Annotated in this window: 16 protein-coding genes; 4 read left to right on the top strand and 12 right to left on the bottom strand. The window is 66.1% G+C overall.

Going from position 1 to position 19546, the window contains the following annotated elements; genetic code table 11:
- Positions 1-42 precede the first annotated feature (42 nt).
- Both ACO6D5_RS10845 and ACO6D5_RS10840 read right to left on the bottom strand, forming a co-directional pair.
- Complete coding sequence (locus tag ACO6D5_RS10845) at positions 43-1059, bottom strand: amino acid ABC transporter substrate-binding protein (protein WP_315140217.1); 1017 nt, start codon at positions 1057-1059, stop codon at positions 43-45.
- Between the two features lie 190 nt (positions 1060-1249).
- Positions 1250-2491, bottom strand: coding sequence for a PLP-dependent aminotransferase family protein (locus ACO6D5_RS10840; protein WP_315846121.1), 1242 nt, complete (start codon positions 2489-2491; stop codon positions 1250-1252).
- 199 nt (positions 2492-2690) lie between these two features.
- On the opposite strand from ACO6D5_RS10840, the gene ACO6D5_RS10835 reads away from it, so the two are divergent.
- Together ACO6D5_RS10835 and ACO6D5_RS10830 are read left to right on the top strand one after the other, a co-directional pair.
- A complete protein-coding gene (locus ACO6D5_RS10835) occupies positions 2691-3410 on the top strand; it encodes a YggS family pyridoxal phosphate-dependent enzyme (protein ID WP_315846120.1) in 720 nt (239 codons plus the stop codon).
- 165 nt (positions 3411-3575) lie between these two features.
- Complete coding sequence (locus tag ACO6D5_RS10830; RefSeq protein ID WP_315846119.1) at positions 3576-4544, top strand: tripartite tricarboxylate transporter substrate binding protein; 969 nt, start codon at positions 3576-3578, stop codon at positions 4542-4544.
- A gap of 87 nt (positions 4545-4631) precedes the next feature.
- Here the strand turns inward: ACO6D5_RS10830 and ACO6D5_RS10825 are convergent, their stop codons facing one another.
- The 4 genes from ACO6D5_RS10825 to ACO6D5_RS10810 form a co-directional block, all read right to left on the bottom strand.
- Entirely contained in the window at positions 4632-5021 is a 390-nt protein-coding gene (locus tag ACO6D5_RS10825; protein ID WP_315846118.1) for an Hsp20 family protein, read from the bottom strand.
- Between the two features lie 30 nt (positions 5022-5051).
- Positions 5052-5495 (bottom strand): Hsp20 family protein, encoded by a 444-nt coding sequence (locus ACO6D5_RS10820; RefSeq protein WP_315846117.1) that lies wholly within the window; start codon positions 5493-5495, stop codon positions 5052-5054.
- Positions 5496-5688: 193 nt separating this feature from the next.
- Positions 5689-9648: a DUF3683 domain-containing protein gene (locus ACO6D5_RS10815; protein WP_485825363.1), complete on the bottom strand. Its 3960-nt coding sequence runs from the start codon at positions 9646-9648 to the stop codon at positions 5689-5691.
- Positions 9649-9779: 131 nt separating this feature from the next.
- Positions 9780-10316, bottom strand: a complete 537-nt coding sequence (locus ACO6D5_RS10810) for a VTT domain-containing protein (protein ID WP_315846115.1) — start codon at positions 10314-10316, stop codon at positions 9780-9782.
- Between the two features lie 157 nt (positions 10317-10473).
- Here ACO6D5_RS10810 and ilvA point away from each other — a divergent pair, with 157 nt between their 5' ends.
- The gene (gene ilvA, locus ACO6D5_RS10805) at positions 10474-11982 is read left to right on the top strand and encodes a threonine ammonia-lyase, biosynthetic (protein WP_315846114.1); all 1509 of its coding nucleotides are present in this window, start codon (positions 10474-10476) and stop codon (positions 11980-11982) included.
- A gap of 172 nt (positions 11983-12154) precedes the next feature.
- On the opposite strand, the gene ACO6D5_RS10800 is transcribed toward ilvA, so the two are convergent.
- Positions 12155-13267 carry a porin gene (locus ACO6D5_RS10800; protein WP_315140232.1) on the bottom strand — a complete coding sequence of 371 codons (1113 nt, stop codon included), beginning with the start codon at positions 13265-13267 and terminating at the stop codon, positions 12155-12157.
- Between the two features lie 430 nt (positions 13268-13697).
- A complete protein-coding gene (locus tag ACO6D5_RS10795; protein ID WP_315846113.1) occupies positions 13698-14081 on the bottom strand; it encodes a DUF4148 domain-containing protein in 384 nt (127 codons plus the stop codon).
- Between the two features lie 383 nt (positions 14082-14464).
- On the opposite strand from ACO6D5_RS10795, the gene ACO6D5_RS10790 reads away from it, so the two are divergent.
- Positions 14465-15355 (top strand): LysR family transcriptional regulator, encoded by an 891-nt coding sequence (locus ACO6D5_RS10790; protein ID WP_006224713.1) that lies wholly within the window; start codon positions 14465-14467, stop codon positions 15353-15355.
- Between the two features lie 10 nt (positions 15356-15365).
- Here ACO6D5_RS10790 and ACO6D5_RS10785 read toward each other — a convergent pair whose 3' ends face one another.
- From ACO6D5_RS10785 to cydX, 4 genes are read right to left on the bottom strand one after another with little or no spacing between them, the layout of a single operon-like run.
- Positions 15366-15917: an adenine phosphoribosyltransferase gene (locus tag ACO6D5_RS10785; protein ID WP_088588704.1), complete on the bottom strand. Its 552-nt coding sequence runs from the start codon at positions 15915-15917 to the stop codon at positions 15366-15368.
- 54 nt (positions 15918-15971) lie between these two features.
- Positions 15972-17666: a thiol reductant ABC exporter subunit CydC gene (gene cydC, locus ACO6D5_RS10780; protein ID WP_485825362.1), complete on the bottom strand. Its 1695-nt coding sequence runs from the start codon at positions 17664-17666 to the stop codon at positions 15972-15974.
- Positions 17663-19420 carry a thiol reductant ABC exporter subunit CydD gene (cydD, locus tag ACO6D5_RS10775; RefSeq protein WP_485825361.1) on the bottom strand — a complete coding sequence of 586 codons (1758 nt, stop codon included), beginning with the start codon at positions 19418-19420 and terminating at the stop codon, positions 17663-17665. Before cydD ends, cydC begins: the two co-directional genes overlap by 4 nt.
- On the bottom strand, positions 19417-19542 hold the full coding sequence (cydX, locus tag ACO6D5_RS10770; protein WP_006224717.1) for a cytochrome bd-I oxidase subunit CydX: 126 nt from the start codon (positions 19540-19542) through the stop codon (positions 19417-19419). The genes cydD and cydX overlap by 4 nt, the downstream gene beginning before the upstream one ends.
- Positions 19543-19546: the final 4 nt, after the last annotated feature.

Below are 19546 nucleotides of genomic sequence, written 5' to 3'. Positions count from 1 at the left end.
CTAGCGCACGCGACCCATCGGGCACCGTTTACGTTTTGCCGGTCAGCGGATCGGCAACGCGTACATCAAGCCGCCCTGCGTCCACTGCGCATTCAGGCCGCGCTTGATCTTCAGCGGGCTGCCCTGGCCCACGTTGCGCTCGAAGCTCTCGCCGTAGTTACCCACCTGCTTGACGATGTTGTAGGCCCACTTTTCGTCCAGCCCCAGGTTGGCGCCGCCGCCCGGCGTGACGCCTAGGATGCGCTTGATGTTGGGATTGGCGCTCTTGGCCTGTTCGTCCACGTTCTTGGACGTCACGCCGTATTCTTCCGCTTCGATCATCGCCGACAACGACCAGCGCACGATGTTCAGCCACGCGTCGTCGCCCTGGCGCACGAAGGGGCCCAGCGGCTCTTTCGAGATGATCTCGGGCAACACGACGTAGTCATCGGGATTCTGCAGCTTCGAGATGCGGATGGATGCCAGGCCCGACGCGTCCGTGGAGAAGACGTCGCAGCGGCCCGCGGCGAACGCGTTGACCACTTCGTTGAACGTCTCGATCACCACCGGCTTGTACGTCACGTTGTTGGCGCGCGCCCAGTCGGCCAGCGTGTTCTCGTTGGAGGTGCCGGTCTGCAGGCAGATCGTGGCGCCGTTGATCTCTTTGGCGCTTTTCACGCCCAGCGACTTCGGCACCAGGAAGCCCTGGCCGTCGTAGAAGTTGATGCCAGCGTGAATGATGCCCAGCGCGGTGTCGCGCTGCTGCGTGACGGTGGTGTTGCGCGTCAGCACGTCCACTTCGCCGGATTGCAGCGCGGTGAAGCGCTGTTGTGAATTCAGCGGCACGACCTTGATCTTGTCGGCGTCGCCGAAGACCGCCGCGGCGATCGCGCGGCACAGATCCACGTCCAGCCCTTGCCATTTGCCTTGCGCATCGGGCGCCGAGAAGCCCGCGAAGCCCGTGGTCGTGCCGCACGCCACCGCGCCGCGCTGGCGCACGACGTCCAGTGTTGCCGCCTGTGCGCCTTGCGCCGCCGCCATCAAGAGCGCCGCGCCCACCAACCCTTTTGCAATGTTCATGACCTGGATTCCTGTTATGCCGGGCGCGGGGACGCGCCGAGGCGAGAAGCTTATAGACATGAAGCGCCCGCGCCAAATAACAAGCGCTTATTTAGGTATATCCGCCCGCACACGGATGCGGGCGCCGGCGGACAGGTTCCCAGCATAACCAAGGCTTGCGCGGCCCGGCTTGGCCGCGGTCAAGTCCGGTTCACGCCGCCAGCGAGATCGATACGGGTTCGTTGGCTTCGCAGGCCTCCAGCGCGCGGCCCAGCCGGACCATGCCCTGGGCGATCTGGCTTTCGTTCATGGTGGCGAACGACATGCGCATGGCGAAGAGATCGGCCTGGTCGGCATTGGCGTAGAAGGCCTTGCCCGGCACGTAGACCACTTCGTGTTCGATGGCGTACGGCAACAAGCGCGTGGCGTCCACCTCACCCGTCAGGCGGGCCCAGAAGAACATGCCGCCTTCGGGCTTGCTGAAGCTGATGCGGCCATTGAGCTCGCGGGCCAGCGATTCGGCCATCGCGTCGCAGCGCAGGCCATACGCGGCGCGGATGCGCGGCACGTGCTCTTCATAGCGGCCGTTGGCCAGGTATTGCGCCACCGTTTCCTGGATCCATGCGGACGAGGCCATGTCGTCAGCCGCCTTGGCACCAACGCAGCGGCGGCGGATCTCGGGCGGCGCGACCAGCCAGCCGATGCGCAGCGCGGGCGCCATGGTCTTGGACATGCTGGCCAGGTAGACCGCCCAGTGGCGTGCTTCGCCTTCGGCCAGGGCCGCGATGGGCGGCACCGCTACGCCGGCAAAGCGCAGTTCGCTGTACGGGTCGTCTTCCACGATCAGGAAGCGGTGCTTGACCGCCAGTTCAAGCAAGCGCAGGCGGCGCTGGCGCGTCAGCGTGGCGCCGCAGGGGTTCGAGAACGACGCAACTACGCAGACCATCTTGGGCTTGATGCGGGCGGCCAATTCATCCAGCGCGTCCACATCGATGCCGTCGGGGCCGGAGGGCACCGTATGCACCGTGGCGCCCGTGTAGCGCAACGCCTGGACGGAATTCGGGAAGGCGGGCGATTCGATGATGGCATGGTCGCCGGGTTGCAGCATCACGCGGGTCAGCAGCGCCAGCGCCTGCTGCGATCCGCCCGTCACCATCAATTCCGTGTCGGCGTTGCACTGCAGGCCGCGCGCGGCGGACAGGCGCGCCAATTCGTGGCGCAGGCTGGCCTGGCCGTCGATGTTGGAATACTGCAGGCAGGCGCCCAGACGGGCCAGCACCTGTGTGGACGCGATCGACAGGCCATCCACATCGAAAAGCTCTTGCGCGGGGTAACCGCCCGCAAGCGAGATCGTGCCCGGCCGCATGGCATAGGGCATGAGCGATCGGATGGGGGATGCGGGGGGATTCAGGAAAGGCGTGGCAAAGGCGTATTCTGGCGCAGCGCTGGACATGGCGGGGGACTGGAAAGGTGGGAGACCGTGTCGCCCGAGGGGCGGCGCCGGGAGGGCATAGAACATTGAAATATAAACAAAACTCTACAAATTCTAAGCCTGGCGATTACGCAGGGTCAACGGCGAAAACGGCCAGTGTGGCGAAACGATCCTGCACAGTCCTACACTATGGGACATCCTGTTCCTGCAAGAGAGCTGCATGACCGTCGTAGACACCATGGCCGGGCGCCTTGCCCAGATTCAGCAACGTATCGCCGACGCGTGCGCGCGCGCCGGACGCGCGCCCGGCAGCGTCGTCCTGCTGCCTGTCAGCAAGACCTTCGACGTGGACGCGATCCGCGAAGCCATGGCGCTGGGCCTGAACCGGTTCGGCGAAAACAAGACGCAGGAGATCCGCCAAAAGGCCGCCGCGCTGGCAGGCCAAGGCCTCGAATTTGTGCTGATCGGGCATCTGCAGACCAATAAATCGAAGGATGCCGCCCGCGACGCGACCGAAGTCCAGTCGCTGGACCGCCCCGACCTGGCCGAAGCCCTGCACCGCCGGCTGCTGAACGAAGGGCGGACGCTGGACGTGCTGGTGCAGGTGAAAACCTCGGCCGAACCCAGCAAATTCGGCATGGCCGCCGAAGACGTGCCGGCCTTCCTGCGCCGCATCGCCGCCGAATTCCCCACCCTGAAGGTGAAGGGCCTGATGACGCTGGCGGTGAATTCCCCCGACCCCGAGGCGGTGCGCGCGTGCTTTCGCGCCCTGCGCGAGCTGCGCGACCGCTTGCGGGCCGAAGACATCGCCGGGATCTCGCTGGACCGATTGTCGATGGGAATGAGCGGCGACTTCGAACTGGCGATCGAGGAAGGATCGACCGAAGTGCGCATCGGCACGGCCATCTTCGGCGCGCGCACCTACCCCGATCCGCAGTAGCCGGCGGCGTGGTGCACTGCGGGAAAACCGGGGGGCCTCGGGGCCCCTTTCCGGCGGGCGCGCGAGGCATAATAGCGTCGCAAAAATAGCGACGCAGACCGACGGCGCAAGACACGACGCCGCCGACGTCGCGCTCAATACAGACCCCGCACGAGGAGACACCCCATGCAGAACCCCGCACGGCGCCTGGTGGCGCTGGCCGCCCTGTCGCTGGCCGCCGCCACCGCTTCCGCCCAATCCTGGCCCACGCAACCCATCCGCTGGATCGTGCCCTACCCGGCCGGCGGAGGCACCGATGTCGTCGCCCGCACGGTCGCCAGCGGCCTGGAAAAGCCCCTGGGCCAGACCATCGTGGTCGAAAACCGCCCCGGCGCCGCCACCATCATCGGCGCCACCGCCATCGCGCAATCCGAACCCACCGGCTACATGATCGGCACGGCCGACTCCGGCACGCTGGCCTTCAATTCGTCGCTGTACGCCAAGCTGTCCTACGACCCGGCCAAGTTCACCTACATCGGCGGCATCGCCAAGTTTCCGCTGCTGCTGGCCGTGAACGTCAACTCGCCCTACAAGACGGTCGACGACGTGCTGGCTGCCGCCAAGAAGGAACCCGGCAAGCTGACCGCGGCCTCCGCCGGCGCGGGCTCGCCCCACCACCTGGCGCTGGAGCTCTTCAAGCAGCGCACGGGCGCCAACCTGCTGCACGTGCCCTACAAGGGCGCCGCTCCCGCCATCCAGGACCTGCTGGGCGGACAGGTGGACGTGATGTTCATCGACCTGGCCTCGGGCCTGCCCAACGTGAAGGCCGGCAAGCTGCGCGTCCTGGCAGCCGCCACGCCCGAGCGCGTGTCGGTGCTGCCCGACACGCCGACGATGGCCGAGCAAGGCGTGGCCAACTTCACGGCTTACGCATGGCAAGGCCTGGTGGGCCCGGCCGGCGTGCCGGACGCAGTGGTCAAGAAGCTGTCGGCCGACCTGGACGCCACGCTCAAGACCCCGGCCGTGTCACAGAAGATGCTGGACATGGGCGTGATCCCGATGCCGATGTCGGCACAGGATTTCAAGGCCTATGCCGAGCAGGAGCGCAGCGCCTGGGCTGACGTGATCAAGAAGGCGAACATCAAGCTGGAATGATCGGGCAGCCGCCCGGCCGGCCATGGCAAAAAGCCGCAGCCCTTTTGGGCCGCGGCTTTTTTTGCGCCTGCTGGCGTTACGCCGGCTTCAGTCCGCCGTGACGGGGATGCGTCGGGGCTGCGCCTCTCGTGCGCGCGGAATGCGAAGCGTCAGGACGCCCTGCTTCAGGCTGGCGTTGATCTGCGCGCGGTCGAACTCCTGCCCGAGCCGGAACGCGCGCCGGAACACCGGCGCGCGCAATTCGCCCAACACCAGTTGCAGATCGCCCGGCGTGGCCACGGATGCCTCGCCCTCGATCACCAGTACGTCAGACTCCACGTTGATGTGCAGCCGTTCTTTGGACACGCCGGGCAGGTCTGCGACCAGCGTGATGGCTTGCGGGTCTTCGTAGACGTCCACGGCGGGCACGGTGACTGCCCTGCCTTCGCGCTTGGCCGAGTCGTCCGCGGTCACGGTGAGATCTTTGCGGTCATTCATGATCGGTACTCCTTATGCGGTTGGCGGAACTTAGTGCACGGGCACGACCCGCGGCTTGGACGACTCCTTGCGCTTGATCGAGATGGCCAGGCAGCCGTCCGTGTAGCGCGCCTGCACTTGGTCCGGATCCACGTCGGCAGGCAGCTCGATCACCCGCGTATACCGTCCGTGCGCCCGTTCGCGCGCGTAATAGCGGGCGCTCTCCGGCAATTCTGGCGAGGTGCGTTCGCCGCTGATGGTCAGCACGCGCTTTTCGATCGTGACATTCAGGTCGTCAGGCTGCATGCCTGGCACAAAGGCGACCACTTCGACCGAGTCGCCGGACACCCCAACGTTCACGGGCGGGAACAGGGCCTGCGGGGTGGCGCGCAAGGCCGCCGGCACGCCGGCGCTGCGCAAGACGCGCCCCATGTGTTCCTGAATGGCGTCGAAGGCCGACGCGAAGCCGCTATCGCTGAATGGAAAGTTGCTCATGTTGGTCTCCCGAATGGAAAGGGACAGATCAGGACACGACGCAATCGCGGCTGGTGCGACCGCAGGTCTGATCGCCTCAAGACCAATGATGGGAACAATTTCGCCGACTTCAAGAGTCGGCGAAATGGGAAAAAATGGGATCGTCCGCCCTGCGCCACGGCGTGGCGCAGGGGGTGTGACAGCGGCGTGACGCCTACACCAGCACGCGCTCGATGCCGCCCGCGTTGGCGCGCTTCACGTAGTCTTCCATCCAGCCTTCGCCCAGGATGTGGCGCGCCATCTCGACCACGATGTAGTCCGCGTCCATGCCGGTGTCGCCTTCATAGCGCGACAATCCCTGCAGGCACGACGGGCACGAGGTCAGCACCTTGACGTCGCCGGCAAAGCCGTCGCTGCGCAGCGCGGCGTCGCCCTTCTGCAGCTCTTCCTGCTTGCGGAAACGCACCTGCGTGGAGATGTCCGGCCGGCTCACCGCCAGAGTGCCCGACTCGCCGCAGCAGCGGTCGCTCTTGATGGCATCGTCGCCCACCAGGGCGCGCACCGTCTTCATGGGCTCCTGCAGCTTCATCGGCGTGTGGCAGGGGTCGTGATACATGTAGCGCACGCCCTTGGCGCCTTCCAGCTTGATGCCCTTTTCAAGCAGGTACTCGTGGATATCGATCAGGCGGCAGCCGGGGAAGATCTTGTCGAATTCATAGCCCGACAGCTGGTCGTAACAGGTGCCGCAGCTGACCACCACCGTCTTGATGTCCAGGTAGTTCAGCGTGTTGGCGACGCGATGGAACAGCACCCGGTTGTCGGTGATGATCTGTTCGGCCTTGTCCGTCATGCCATTGCCGCGCTGGGGATAGCCGCAGCACAGGTAGCCCGGCGGCAGCACGGTCTGCACGCCCGCATGCCACAGCATGGCTTGCGTGGCCAGGCCGACTTGCGAGAACAGGCGCTCGGAGCCGCAGCCCGGGAAGTAGAACACCGCTTCCGTATCGGCGGTGGTGCCCTTGGGGTCGCGGATGATCGGCACGTAGTTCGCGTCTTCGATGTCCAGCAGCTTGCGCGCGGCCTGCTTGGGCAGCCCGCCCGGCATCTTCTTGTTCACGAAGTGCACGATCTGTTCGCGCAGCGGCGGCTTGCCGACAGTAGCCGGCGGCTTGGCCGTCTGCTTTTTCACCAGGCCCGAAAACAGGTCGTGCGCGGCGCGCTGGACCTTGTAGCCCACGCCCACCATCGCCTTGCGGGTGGCGTTGATGGTGGCCGGGTCCTTGGCGTTCAGGAAGAACATGGCGCTGGCCGTGCCCGGATTGAACGACTTGCGGCCCATGCGGCGCAGCACGGCGCGCATGTTCATCGACACGTCGCCGAAATCGATGTCGACCGGACAGGGGTTGTAGCACTTGTGGCAGACGGTGCAGTGGTCGGCCACGTCTTCGAATTCTTCCCAGTGCTTCAGGCTGACGCCGCGACGGGTCTGCTCTTCGTACAGGAAGGCTTCCACCAGCAGCGAGGTGGCCAGGATCTTGTTGCGCGGCGAATACAGCAGGTTCGCGCGCGGCACGTGGGTGGCGCACACGGGCTTGCACTTGCCGCAGCGCAAGCAGTCCTTGATGGAATCCGAGATGGCGCCGATGTCGCTTTGCTGCATGATCAGCGACTCGTGGCCCATCAGGTTGAAGCTGGGCGTCCAGGCGTGGCGCAGGTCGGCGCCCGGCATCAGCTTGCCGGCGTTGAAGTGGCCGTTGGGGTCCACCCGGCGCTTGTAGTCCTGGAACGGCGCCAGTTCGGCTTCGGTCAGGAATTCGTACTTGGTCAGGCCGATGCCGTGTTCGCCCGAGATCACGCCGTCCAGGTCGCGGGCGATCTGCATGATGCGGTCGACGGCCTGATGGGCCTCGCGCAGCATCTCGTAGTCGTCCGAGTTGACCGGGATGTTGGTGTGCACGTTGCCGTCGCCGGCGTGCATGTGCAGCGCCACGAACACGCGGCTTTTCAGCACGCGGCCATGGATGGCGACCAGCTCGTCGACGATCTTCTTGTAGGCGGCGCCCGAAAACGCACGCTGCAGGCCGGGCAGAACTTCCACCTTCCAGGACACGCGGATCGTGCGGTCCTGCACGATGTCGAAGACGCGGGCGCCAGGCTGCGCGGCCAGGCGCTCGGTCAACGCGGCATGCACGTCGCCCAGGCCCAGCCCGTCCAGTTCCGGCAGGGCCTGCGCCAGCGGCAGATCCAGGTTGTCCAGCAGCCATTGCCAGCGCTGGCGCGTGGCGCCCAGCAGTTCCAGCGCCTGGCGCGTGCGCTCGGCCAGCACTTCGGCGCGGGTGCCGTCGATATCCGCGTCGTCCGCCTTGCCCACCGGCAGCGGCGTGCACAGGTACGCGTCCAGCGCGCCCAGCAGCTTGAGCTTGTTGCTGGTGGAGAGCTCGATATTGATGCGTTCGATGTGGTCCGTATATTCGCCCATGCGGGGCAGCGGGATCACGACGTCTTCGTTGATCTTGAAGGCGTTGGTGTGGCGCGCGATCGCGGCGGTGCGCGAGCGGTCCAGCCAGAACTTCTTGCGCGCCTCGGGGCTGACGGCCACAAAGCCTTCGCCGTGGCGCGTGTTGGCCAGGCGCACCACTTCGCTGGCGGCAGCCGCCACCGCATCGTCGTCGTCACCCACGATGTCGCCGATCAGGACCATCTTGGGCAGCACGCCGCGCTTGCTCTTGGTGGCATAGCCCACCGCGCGCAGGTAGCGTTCGTCCAGATGCTCCAGCCCGGCCAGGATGGCGCCGCGCGCGCGGCCTTCGCCGTCCAGGTAGCCCTTGACCTCGACGATCGACGGGATGGCGTCGCGCGCCTGCCCGAAGAACTCCATGCAGACCGTGCGCGTGTGGCGCGGCATGCGGTGCAGCACCCAGCGCGCGGACGTGATCAGGCCGTCGCAGCCTTCCTTCTGGATACCCGGCAGACCGGCCAGGAACTTGTCCGTGACGTCCTTGCCCAGCCCTTCCTTGCGGAACACGCGGCCTTTGATTTCCAGCGTTTCGGTCTTGAGCAGGCGCTCGCCGGGTTTGCCCTTGCCGTCGAACCACTTGAGCTCGAAGCGGGCCAGCTCCACATCATGGATCTTGCCCATGTTGTGATCCAGACGGCTGACTTCCAGCCAGTTGCCGTCCGGGTCGACCATGCGCCACCAGGCCAGGTTGTCCAGCGCGGTGCCCCACAGCACGGCCTTCTTGCCGCCCGCATTCATGGCGATGTTGCCGCCCACGCACGACGCTTCGGCCGAGGTCGGGTCCACGGCGAAGACGAAGCCTGCGGCCTCGGCCGCTTCCGACACCCGCTTGGTCACCACGCCGGCGCCGGCATGGATGACAGCCACGGGCTCGGTGAGCCCGGGCAAAATACAGGACTCGACCTTGCCCAGCTTGTCGAATTTCTCGGTATTGATGACGGCCGACTTCCACGTCAGCGGGATGGCGCCGCCCGTATAGCCGGTGCCGCCCCCGCGCGGGACGATGGTCAGGCCCAGTTCGATACAGGCGGTGACCAGCGCGGCGATCTCGTCTTCGGAGTCCGGCGTCAGCACCACGAAGGGGTATTCCACGCGCCAGTCGGTGGCATCCGTCACGTGCGATACGCGCGACAGGCCGTCGAACTTGATGTTGTCGCGCGCCGTGATGCGGCCCAGCACCTTCTGCGCCTGCTTGCGCAGCATGGTGGTCTGGTCGAACTCGCCCTCGAAGGCGGCAATGGCGGAACGGGCGCGGCCCAACAGGCCGACGACCTTTTCGTCGCGATGCGGATCGTGGCCTTCTTCGGTCGGCGTGCCCGGCTCGCGGCGGCGGTCGATCTCGCCCAGGCGGTGGTGCAGCGCGTCGATGAGCTGCTTACGGCGCTTGGGGTTGTCCAGCAGGTCGTCCTGCAGGTACGGGTTGCGGCGCACGACCCAGATGTCGCCCAGCACTTCGTACAGCATCCGCGCCGAGCGGCCGGTACGGCGTTCTCCGCGCAGGTCGCTGAGCAGGCTCCAGGCGTCTTCGCCCAGCAGCCGGCCGACAATCTCGCGGTCGGAAAACGACGTGTAGTTGTAGGGAATTTCGCGCAATCGCGCGGGTGCTGCGGGCGGCATCGCCCCGTTCAAGATGTGGCTAGCGAGTGGGGCGTTCATGGCGGCAAGAGGGGCCCATAAAAAATTATTTTATGCCATCGGGCGGACTTGACCCCGAATACCCCCAGAAAGCCGGCCAAAAGCAGCGGGAAACGACGGTTATCCGTCCCCATTTAAGAGCGGTGTCAGTGTCAGATCTGTCCGGGAAAGAACCACAGCAAGCCGGCGGTCATCACCAGATAACGCAGGAATTTGCCGATGGCCATATAGAGCACGCAGGGCCAGAAGGGCAAACGCAGCCAGCCGGCCACCGCGCACAGCGGGTCGCCCACCGCGGGCAGCCAGGACAGCAGCAGCGCCGGCGGCCCCATCCGGTGGATCCAGTCGTGCGCGCGCTCGTTCCAGCGCCCACGCATGCGGCCGCCTTCGGTGGCGTCGGGGTGCGGGTGGGGATGTTTCTCTTTCCAGCGTTCGACCGCCTTTTCGGCACCCAGGCCCATCCAGTAGCTGATGGCGCCGCCCACGGTATTGCCGGCGGTGGCGACCAGGATGGCCGGCCAGAACATGTCGGGCGACAACTTGAGGAAGCCGAACACCGCGGGTTCGGAGCCCAGCGGCAGCAACGTGGCGGAAACGAGCGACACCGTGAAGATGGCCGACAAGCCCACCGAGGGCAGCGCCAGCATCCCCAGGAGCCAGTGAACAGCAGATAAGAGGCTTTCTTCCATGATGAGCGAGTGTAGCCGCGCAAGCGCACGCAAGCCGGGATGCGATTGAGCCTTCTCGTCCACGCTGCGTCAAGCGCGGGCATAAACCTTTCAGGCCATACGGCTTTCCCTGCAATAATCGTGCCCACGTCCCCACTCTTGTCCCTACGCGCGGTCCATGTCCACTGATTATCTGAAACGCATCCTGACTTCCAAGGTTTATGACGTCGCGGTCGAGTCGCCGCTGGAAATAGCGCCCCAGCTGTCCCAGCGGATCTCGAACACCGTCCTGCTCAAGCGCGAGGACACCCAGGCCGTTTTCAGCTTCAAGCTGCGCGGGGCGTACAACAAGATGGCCAACCTGGCGCCCGCCGTGCGCAACCGCGGCGTCATCGCGGCATCGGCCGGCAACCACGCGCAGGGTGTGGCGCTGGCCGCCAGCCGGCTGGGTTGCCGCGCCGTCATCGTCATGCCCACGACCAGCCCGCAGGTGAAGATCGACGCGGTGCGGCGGCTGGGTGGCGAGGTCGTGCTGGCGGGCGAGAGCTTCACCGACGCCTATGCGCACGCGCAGATCCTGGAAAAGAAAGAAAAACTGACCTTCGTCCACCCCTTCGACGACCCCGACGTGATTGCCGGCCAAGGCACGGTGGGGATGGAGATCCTGCGCCAGCATCCGGGCCCGATCGATGCCATCTTCGTCGCCATCGGCGGCGGCGGGCTGATCTCCGGCGTGGCCGCCTACATCAAGCAGCTGCGGCCCGAAATCAAGATCATCGGCGTGCAGACCGAGGACTCCGACGCCATGCTGCGCAGCGTGCGCGCCGGCCGCCGCGTGCAACTGAACGACGTCGGCCTTTTCTCGGACGGCACCGCCGTCAAGATGGTGGGCGCCGAAACCTTCAAGCTGACCCGCAAGTACGTCGACGACTTCGTCGTGGTGGACACGGATTCGATCTGCGCCGCGATCAAGGACGTCTTCCAGGACACCCGCAGCGTGCTGGAACCGGCAGGTGCGATGGCGGTGGCCGGGGCCAAGCAGTACGCGGCGGAACACCATCTGAAGGGCAAGACGCTGGTGGCCATCGCCTGCGGCGCGAACATGAACTTCGACCGCCTGCGCTTCGTGGCCGAACGCGCCGAAGTGGGCGAAATGCGCGAAGCCGTCTTCGCCGTGACCATGCCCGAACAACGCGGCAGCTTCCGCCGCTTCTGTGAACTGGTCGGCGAACGCAGCGTGACGGAGTTCAACTACCGCATTTCGGATGCGGACCGCGCCCACGTCTTCGTCGGCATCCAGGTATCGTCCGCCACCGAGCCGGACAAGATCGCCGCGAACTTCCGACGCCACGGGTTCGACACGCTGGACCTGACGCACGACGAAATGGCCAAAACCCACCTGCGCCACATGGTGGGCGGGCGTTCTTCGCTTGCGCGCGACGAACTGCTGTACCGCTTTGAATTCCCGGAACGCCCGGGCGCGCTCATGCGCTTCCTGAACGCGATGAATCCGGACTGGAACATCAGCCTGTTCCATTACCGCAACCAGGGCGCCGACTATGGCCGCATCCTGATCGGCATCCAGGTGCCCGCGGCGGACAAGAAGCAATTCCGCGCGTTCGTGGCAGAACTCGGCTACCCGCATTGGAACGAGACCGACAACCCGGCCTACAAGCTATTCCTGTAGCAGGCGCCAGGCGCGCCGCCGCCCCAATGCGAGAGGGCCTCCTTGCGGAGGCCCTTCCCTTCTGGCCGTCAAACGCATCCGGCCGGACCCAAGTAGGGGGGGTTCGCTGTCACTCGGCGGCTTACGGAGATAAGCCGCGCATTCAGCAAGGTCCGGCCGGGCGCGTTGCCGCTTAGAACCGGTGGCGAATACCCATCGCGACGGCGGTGTCGCGCGCATCATGCTGGAACGCGTAGTTGTCGCCGTAGGAGGCGTACGCGTACAGGTTGGTGCGCTTGGTGAAGTCGTAGGTGTAGCCCAGGCTGTACACGTTGAACGTGGCGTCGTCGCCCGTCAGCTTGTCGTTGCCCGGCGTCGCACGCTGCCACGAACCGAAGATGGCGTGGCGGCCCAGCGGCACCGTGGCGCCGATCAGGTACGAGTTGGCGCGGAAGCCGTCAGCCAGCTTGAACGAGCCCAGGTTGTTCATGCCATCGGGCGTGGTGCCCATGTTCTGGCCAACGAACCAGCCGTCGCGCGTCTGGCCGAACGCGGCAGCCAGCTTCACGACTTCAAAGTCGTACGAACCGCCGATGATGTATTCCTGGATGCGCGCGGCGTCTTTGCCGCCCACGCGCTTGTTCGTCGGGTCGAAGCGGTCATAGGCGACGGCCAGGTTCAGCGGGCCGTTGACGTATTGCACGCCGGCGGTCAGCACCCGGTTGTTGTCGCCCGTGGCGAAGCCGGTCTGGGTCGTGTCGCTGACGCTGTCGTCAGCGCTGAACGAGTAGCCCACGCCCGCCTTGAAGCCGCTCAGGCTGGGGGTTTGATACAGCACCATGTTGTCCAGGCGCATCGTGTTGGCGCTGCCGAACGTGGTGCCCATGTTGGCGGTGTTGTAGCTGATCGAGAACGGGTCGATCGAGCCGAAGTACTTCGACGCCAGGTTCGTCTGACGGCCGAATTCCAGGCGGCCCCAGGAATCGCTGTCCAGGCCCACGGTGGCTTGACGGCCGAACAGGCGGCCGTTCTGCAGCGATTTGCCGTTCATGGGACCGAAACCGCCTTCCAGCGTGAACACGGCGCGCAGGCCGTCGCCCAGATCTTCCGTGCCGCGCAGGCCGAAGCGCGAGCCGCTGCTCACGCCCTGCACACCGCCGAAGCGGCTTTGCGACACCCCATTGAACTTCACCTGCTCGTAGCCGACACCGGCGTCGATCAAGCCGTACAGCGTCACGGAGTCGGCGGCTTGCGCGGCGCCGGCAAAGCCGGCCAGCAACGCGACGGCCAATAGCGTCTTCTTCATATAAGTCCCCAAAATGGCGAGATGAAAGGCATCCGCAAACGCGCCGTCCGAACGACGGGGCCTTCGCGTGCCGCTGCGAACAAGCAGGCGGCGTCTGCACTGAATCTAGTGTCCGGCCTGCGGCAACCCGAAGTAACACGGATTTCGACGAACTACTTTCCATGGTTGGGATAATCACCCGCAGCCGACACCTCGCCAGGCATGGAAACCTGCGTTAACGCCTTGAAAACAAATATGAATCTTTACTCGCAAATCGGCGCATCGGCGATTCCGATGCGCTCGGCATCCAGGATTCAGCGACAACACTTGTTGACGCAAGCGCACAGTTTTGCGGCTAAAACGCCACACTGTGCCGCCGCCACCCTGCCTGGCGGGCAATAAAAAACCCCTCGGCGTCTCAAGGGGTTTCTCGTGACCTTCGGGGCGTGACTTACTTGCCCTTGGGCGGGTAGTCCAGTTCACCGAAGGTGTATTCGCCGCGGGCCTTGGCTTCGGCCAGTTCCTGGCGGACTTGCTCGCGGGTCTTGCCGCCGGATTGCGACACGGCGGCACGCGGCGGGTAATCCAGTTCGGCGGTCGTGACCTGGCCGGCGGCCTTGGCGCTTTGCAGCTCTTGCTGAACCTGGTCGCGCGTCATGCTGGTTTGCGTCGCGTTGGCGGGCGGGTAGTCCAGTTCACCGAACGTGACCTGGCCTGCGGCCTTGGCGGCTTGCAGTTCTTGTTGAACCTGTTCACGCGTCTTGCCATCGGCGTGGGCGGCGGACATGCCAACCAGGGTTGCGGTAACCATAAGTGCGGTTGCTAGGGCTTTCATTGTGATGACTCCATCCTAAACCTTGCACAGCGTCTTCTGCCAGGCTGGCAGCTGCGATGTGACTGTTTGATTGCTGGGACGAAGTATCTGGCGATTGGCGCCTAGTAAAAACCCTTATTTTGGTGAACATATTTTCACCGGTGGGACAATTGCACGATGTATCTGGCGCAATCTGCGCGATTATTGCGCAGTCCCGTCGCAGAGCCAGACGTCGCAAGCCTTGCAGGCATTCAGCTGCAAGCAAGCTGGCTGACGGGATGCCTGTCCACCACCCGGGGCACGGGATGTTCCGTGTGGATAAATAGACATTTCTGCTGGCGGGACAATAATTCCATTTATCATACAAATCTGCCAGAAATGGAATTTTGAGTGTAGAGGGCAATATGGATATCCAGCTTAACGACATCGCGCTGTTTGTCGAAGTCGCCAAGCGCAAGAACTTCAGCCATGCGGCGGAAGCCTTGAATATTCCAACCTCGACGCTCTCGCGCCGCGTCAGCGAACTGGAACGCAGCGTCGGCATGCGCCTGTTGAACCGCAGCACGCGCAAGATCGACCTGACCGAAGCCGGCGCCATCTACTTCGAACGCTGCCGGCACATCGTGGAAGAAGCGCGCATCGCGCACGACCAGTTGCTGGACATGGCGGTGCAACCCAAAGGCCGCCTGCGCATCTCGCTGCCCACCAGCCTCGCCCAGCTGTTCCTGCCGGCCGTCATCAGCGAATTCCGCGAGCAGCATCCCGACATCGAATGCGATTTCGATCTGAGCATGCGTCCGATCGACCCCATCAGCAATCCGTTCGACCTGATCCTGCGGTTCGGCCAGCAACCCGATTCCAGCCTGATCTCGCGCAAGATCGTGCTGATGGCGCACCAGCTGTACGCCTCGCCCGACTACCTGGCCCGCCACGGCGAACCGCGCGTGCCCGCCGACCTGACGCACCACGAGTGCCTGCGGCCGACCATGCGCGAAGAGTCATCCTTCTGGATGCTCCATTCGGGCGACAAGGTGGAACGCGTGCAAGTGTCCGGCCGCCTGTCGGCGAACAACGTGGGCATGCTCGGGCGCCTGGCCGGCCAAGGTCTGGGCATTACGCCGCTGCTGGTGTTCGATGCGATGGAACGCGCCATCAAGCAGGCAGGGCTGGTGCGCGTGCTACCCGACTGGAGCCTGACGCCCCTGCCGCTATTCGCGTTGCTGCCCTCGCGCATGCTGCCCGCCAAGACCAAGGCGTTCCTGGACTTTATCCAGCCCCGGCTATCGGATTCGTAGGATAGGTCGCTTACGGCGTCGCGTCGCCGTACTGACAGACGGTATAGAGCGGCGTGCCGGTGGCGGCCACCTTGGCCGAGCCGCCCAGGTCGGGCAAATCGATGATGGCGGCCGCTTCGACCACGTTCGCGCCCAGGCGCTGCAGCAGCTTGATGGCGGCCAGCATGGTGCCGCCCGTGGCGATCAGGTCGTCGACCAGCAATACGCGCTGGCCGGTGCGCACGGAATCCGTGTGCATCTCGACGGCGGCATTGCCGTATTCCAGCGAGTATTCCTCGGCCACGGTGCGGTAGGGCAGCTTGCCCTTCTTGCGCACCGGCACGAAACCCAGATTCAGTTCATAGGCCAGCACGCTGCCTACGATGAAGCCGCGCGCGTCCACGCCCGCCACCAGGTCAAGGCGCTGGCGCATATAGCGGTAGACGAACAGATCGATCAACACCCGGAACGCGCGCGGGTCTTGCAGAACCGGCGTGATGTCGCGGAACACGACACCGGGTTGGGGCCAGTCCGGAACGCTGCGGATGGTGCGCCGGATGTACTCGGCGTTGTCGGTCTGCATGGAAGGCGGCCCTGAAGAATTGAAGCAAGGCGAACTATAACCTTGCCACCGCGCTTAAGCCAGGATTGCCGCCGGTGACAAGTCATGTAATTGCGCGCCGCGCAATTCATAGCAGCGGTCGACGGCGCCGGGAGGCAATGCCGCATGCGTGGCCAGCACCACGGTGCGTCCCCGAACCGCGCGCGCCAGGTCATTGAAGAAGTCGGCCTGCGCCGCCGCGTCCAGGCCGGCGGTGGGCTCGTCCAGCACGATGACGGCCGCCGGCGACAGCAGCGCCCGGGCCAGGCACAGGCGGCGCGCCTGGCCCGCCGACAGTTGCGAACCCGTCTCTCCCGCCCAGGTATCCAGCCCATCGGGCAGGCCGCGCACGAAATCGCCCAGCCTGGCCGCGTCCAGCGCGCTCCACAGGGCCGCATCATCGGCCTGCGGATCGCCGATCAGCAGATTCGTACGCAAGGTGCCCAGGAAGACGGGCGCATCCTGGGACAGCAAGGCGATGCGCCGATGCCAGTCGGCCTGCGCGCAATCGCGGGCGTCGCGACCGCCAAAGCGCACGTGTCCCGATTGCGGGTCTTCCAGGCGCAGGATCAGATGCAGCAGCGTGGACTTGCCCTGGCCGCTAGCCCCCACGATGGCGACGCGTTCGCCGGGCGCCACCCGCAGGTCGATGCCGTCCAGGACGACGGGGCCGGCGCCCTCCGCCCGGGCCGGATAGCCGAACACCACGCCGTCCAGCTCCAGCGCGCCGGCGGCCGGCAAGGCGCGGGGCGCGGACGCGTCCTGCATGTCGGGCTGGGATTGCGTCACCTCCCGGATCCGCGCCGCGGCCGACATGGCAGAACCCATGCGGGACGCCCCGCGCATGATGGGCCCCGCCACTTCGAAAATGCCGATGACGGCCAGCAGCAGGCCCACCAGCACCGGCCCTTCGATCTGCCCCCCTTCATGCGTCCCCAATCCGAACCACAGCAATGCCAATACCGAAAGGCCCGCCGCGACCTGCAGGAACCACTGGCCGCGGGCCGCCACCCGGGCCTGGCTGCGGCGCGCCAGCGCGCTGGCTTCGCAGAGCCGTTCAAAATGCGCGGCGGTGGGCGCCTGCGCATGCAACGCGACCATGTCCGCGTGGCCGTCCACCGCGTCCAACGTCGCCGCGCGCAGCCCGGCCGCGCTTTCCTGCGCCGCCGCGCCCGGCTTGCGCGCCGCCCGCAGCAGCCATGCCGGGACCACCACACAGGCCGTCAGCAAGGCCAGCGCGAACGCCAAGGCGGCGGCGGGCACCCACATGCCCAGCACCGCCGTCAGCACGACGCCGCCCAGGATCGCAGTGGCCAACGGCGCCAGCACGAACAGGAAGACCGTATCCAGCGCGTCGACGTCGCCCGTCATGCGCGCGACCAGATCGCCGCTGCGGTACTTCGCCAACTGGCGCGGCGTCAGCCGTATCAGCGCCCCGAACACCGTGGCGCGCAGATCCGCCAGCAGGCGCAGCGTGGCCGAATGACCCACGACGCGGTCGGCATAGCGCGACACGATCCGCAAGAACGACAAGCCGCGCACCAACGCGGACGGCGCGAACAGATTGAAGACCCCGCCCGCCCCCGCCAGGGCCGCACCCGTCAGGAACCAGCCGGACACGCCCAGCAGCCCGACGCCGGCGGCTACCGTGGCCAGCGCACAGAGCAATGCGAGCAAAAGCCCGCCTTTTCGGCGCGCGTACAGCGGCAGCAGCAACAACAGATTCTTCATGCGTCTTCCACTTTCCCGCTTGCCACCCGCAGCACGCGGCCGAACCGGGCCGCCACCGCTGGCGCATGCGTCGCAAGCAGCAAGGTGCGGCCCGCGGAGAATTTCAGGATTTCATCCAGCACCCGGGCCTGGGTCGCCTCGTCCAGATGCGCCGTGGGCTCGTCCAGCAGGATCAGCCCGGGATCGCGCAGGAACAGGCGCGCCAACGCCACGCGTTGCGCCTGTCCGCCAGACAGGCCATGGCCCCGGCTGCCCAGCAGCGTGTCCAGGCCTTGCGGCAGCGCGTCCGAAAACTCCAGCACACAGGCGCGCCGCGCGGCTTCCCGCAAGTCAGCGTCGGACGCGGCCGGCCGGCCCAGCCGGATGTTGTCGGCGATCGACCCGGCCAGCAATTGCGGCTTCTGCCCGATCAGCGCCACGCGCTGGCGCAAGGCAGTCTCGTCCCAGTCTTCCAGCGGCACGCCGTCGATGCGGAGATCGCCGTCGAATGGCCGCAACCGCGCAATGGCCTCGATCAGCGTGGACTTGCCGATGCCGCTGGGCCCCATCAACGCCACCTGCTCGCCCGGCGCCAGCCGCAACGCCGCGTCGGCCAATACCAGCTGCCCCCGGCCCGGCGCCGTCACGCGCAAGCCCGTCACCTGGACTGGCGCGCCTGCGCCCGACGCCCCCGGCGCGGCGGCTCCGCGTCCGGCCGGCGGCGGTTCGGCAGCGTCGTCTTGCGGCAGGCCATCGAACAGCACGGCGATCTGCGTCACAGCAGCCAGCGCGGTGGCGCGGTCGTGATAGTGCGCGGCGAACTGGCGCAGCGGCGCATAGACTTCGGGCGCCATCAGCAGGCAGAACAGGCCCGCCTGCAAGGTCAGGGGCGACCACCGCACATCCAGGAACCCCAGATAGGTCAGCCCGATGTATACGGCCACGCCCGCCACGCCCAGCGCGGCGAAAAACTCCAGCACGGCAGACGACAGGAAAGCGATGCGCAACACCGACATCGTGCGCTGGCGCAGCGCGTCACTGGCGGCCACCACGGAAGCCGCCTCGGCTTCGGCGCGGCCATACAGCTTCAGGGTGGACAGCCCGCGCAAGCGGTCGGCGAAGAAGCCGGACAAGCGGGCGAACGCACGCAGATGGCGGCGGCTGGCGCCCTGCGCGCCCCACCCCACCAGCGCCATGAACAGCGGAATCAGCGGCGCGGTGATCAGCAGCACCAGCCCTGCGATCACGTCCACCGGCAGCAGCAACACGGAGAAGGCCACGGGCAGCATGGCAGCGGCGGCCATCGCAGGCAGGTACTTGGCGAAGAAGCCGTCCAGCGCCTCGACCTGGTCCACGACCGCGCTGGCCAATTCGCCGGACGCCTTGCCCCGGCTCCAGTAAGGGCCCTTTGCGACCAGCCGTGAAAACAGCGCCTGGCGCACATGGCGCTTGATGCGTTCGGCTGCGTCCGCGCCGGCCCGCTCACCCGCCCAGGTGATGCATGCGCGCAGCAGCATCAGACCGGCGATGCCCAGAATACTGGCCAGCAATTCCTGGCGCGGCGCCTGATGGACGATGGCCGCATCGAGCACGCTGGCCAGCAACCAGGCCTGCACGACCAGCAACGCGCCGCTGACCAGCGGCGCGGCGCCCGCCAACATCAGCGGCAGCCTCGCCGCCTTGGCAAGTGCCATCAGCCACCGCGACTGTTCGCGCGGCGGTTTCTGCAGGCTGGCCGAGGGGTCGTGCTCGAGGGTGCTAGCGCCGCCGCTCACTCGTCGCTGCGGCTGGCGCGCGGGTCATGCGAATGCCCTTCACGCAGCTCGAACCACATTGCATTGAGGATAGCGAACGCACACGCCAGGCCCAAGCCGAGTATCCACGAGAAATACCACATGGTG

The organism is Achromobacter sp. (assembly GCF_057314935.1).
The sequence above is the reverse complement of the archived record's forward strand: the minus strand, read 5'-3'. Positions and strand labels throughout refer to the sequence as shown.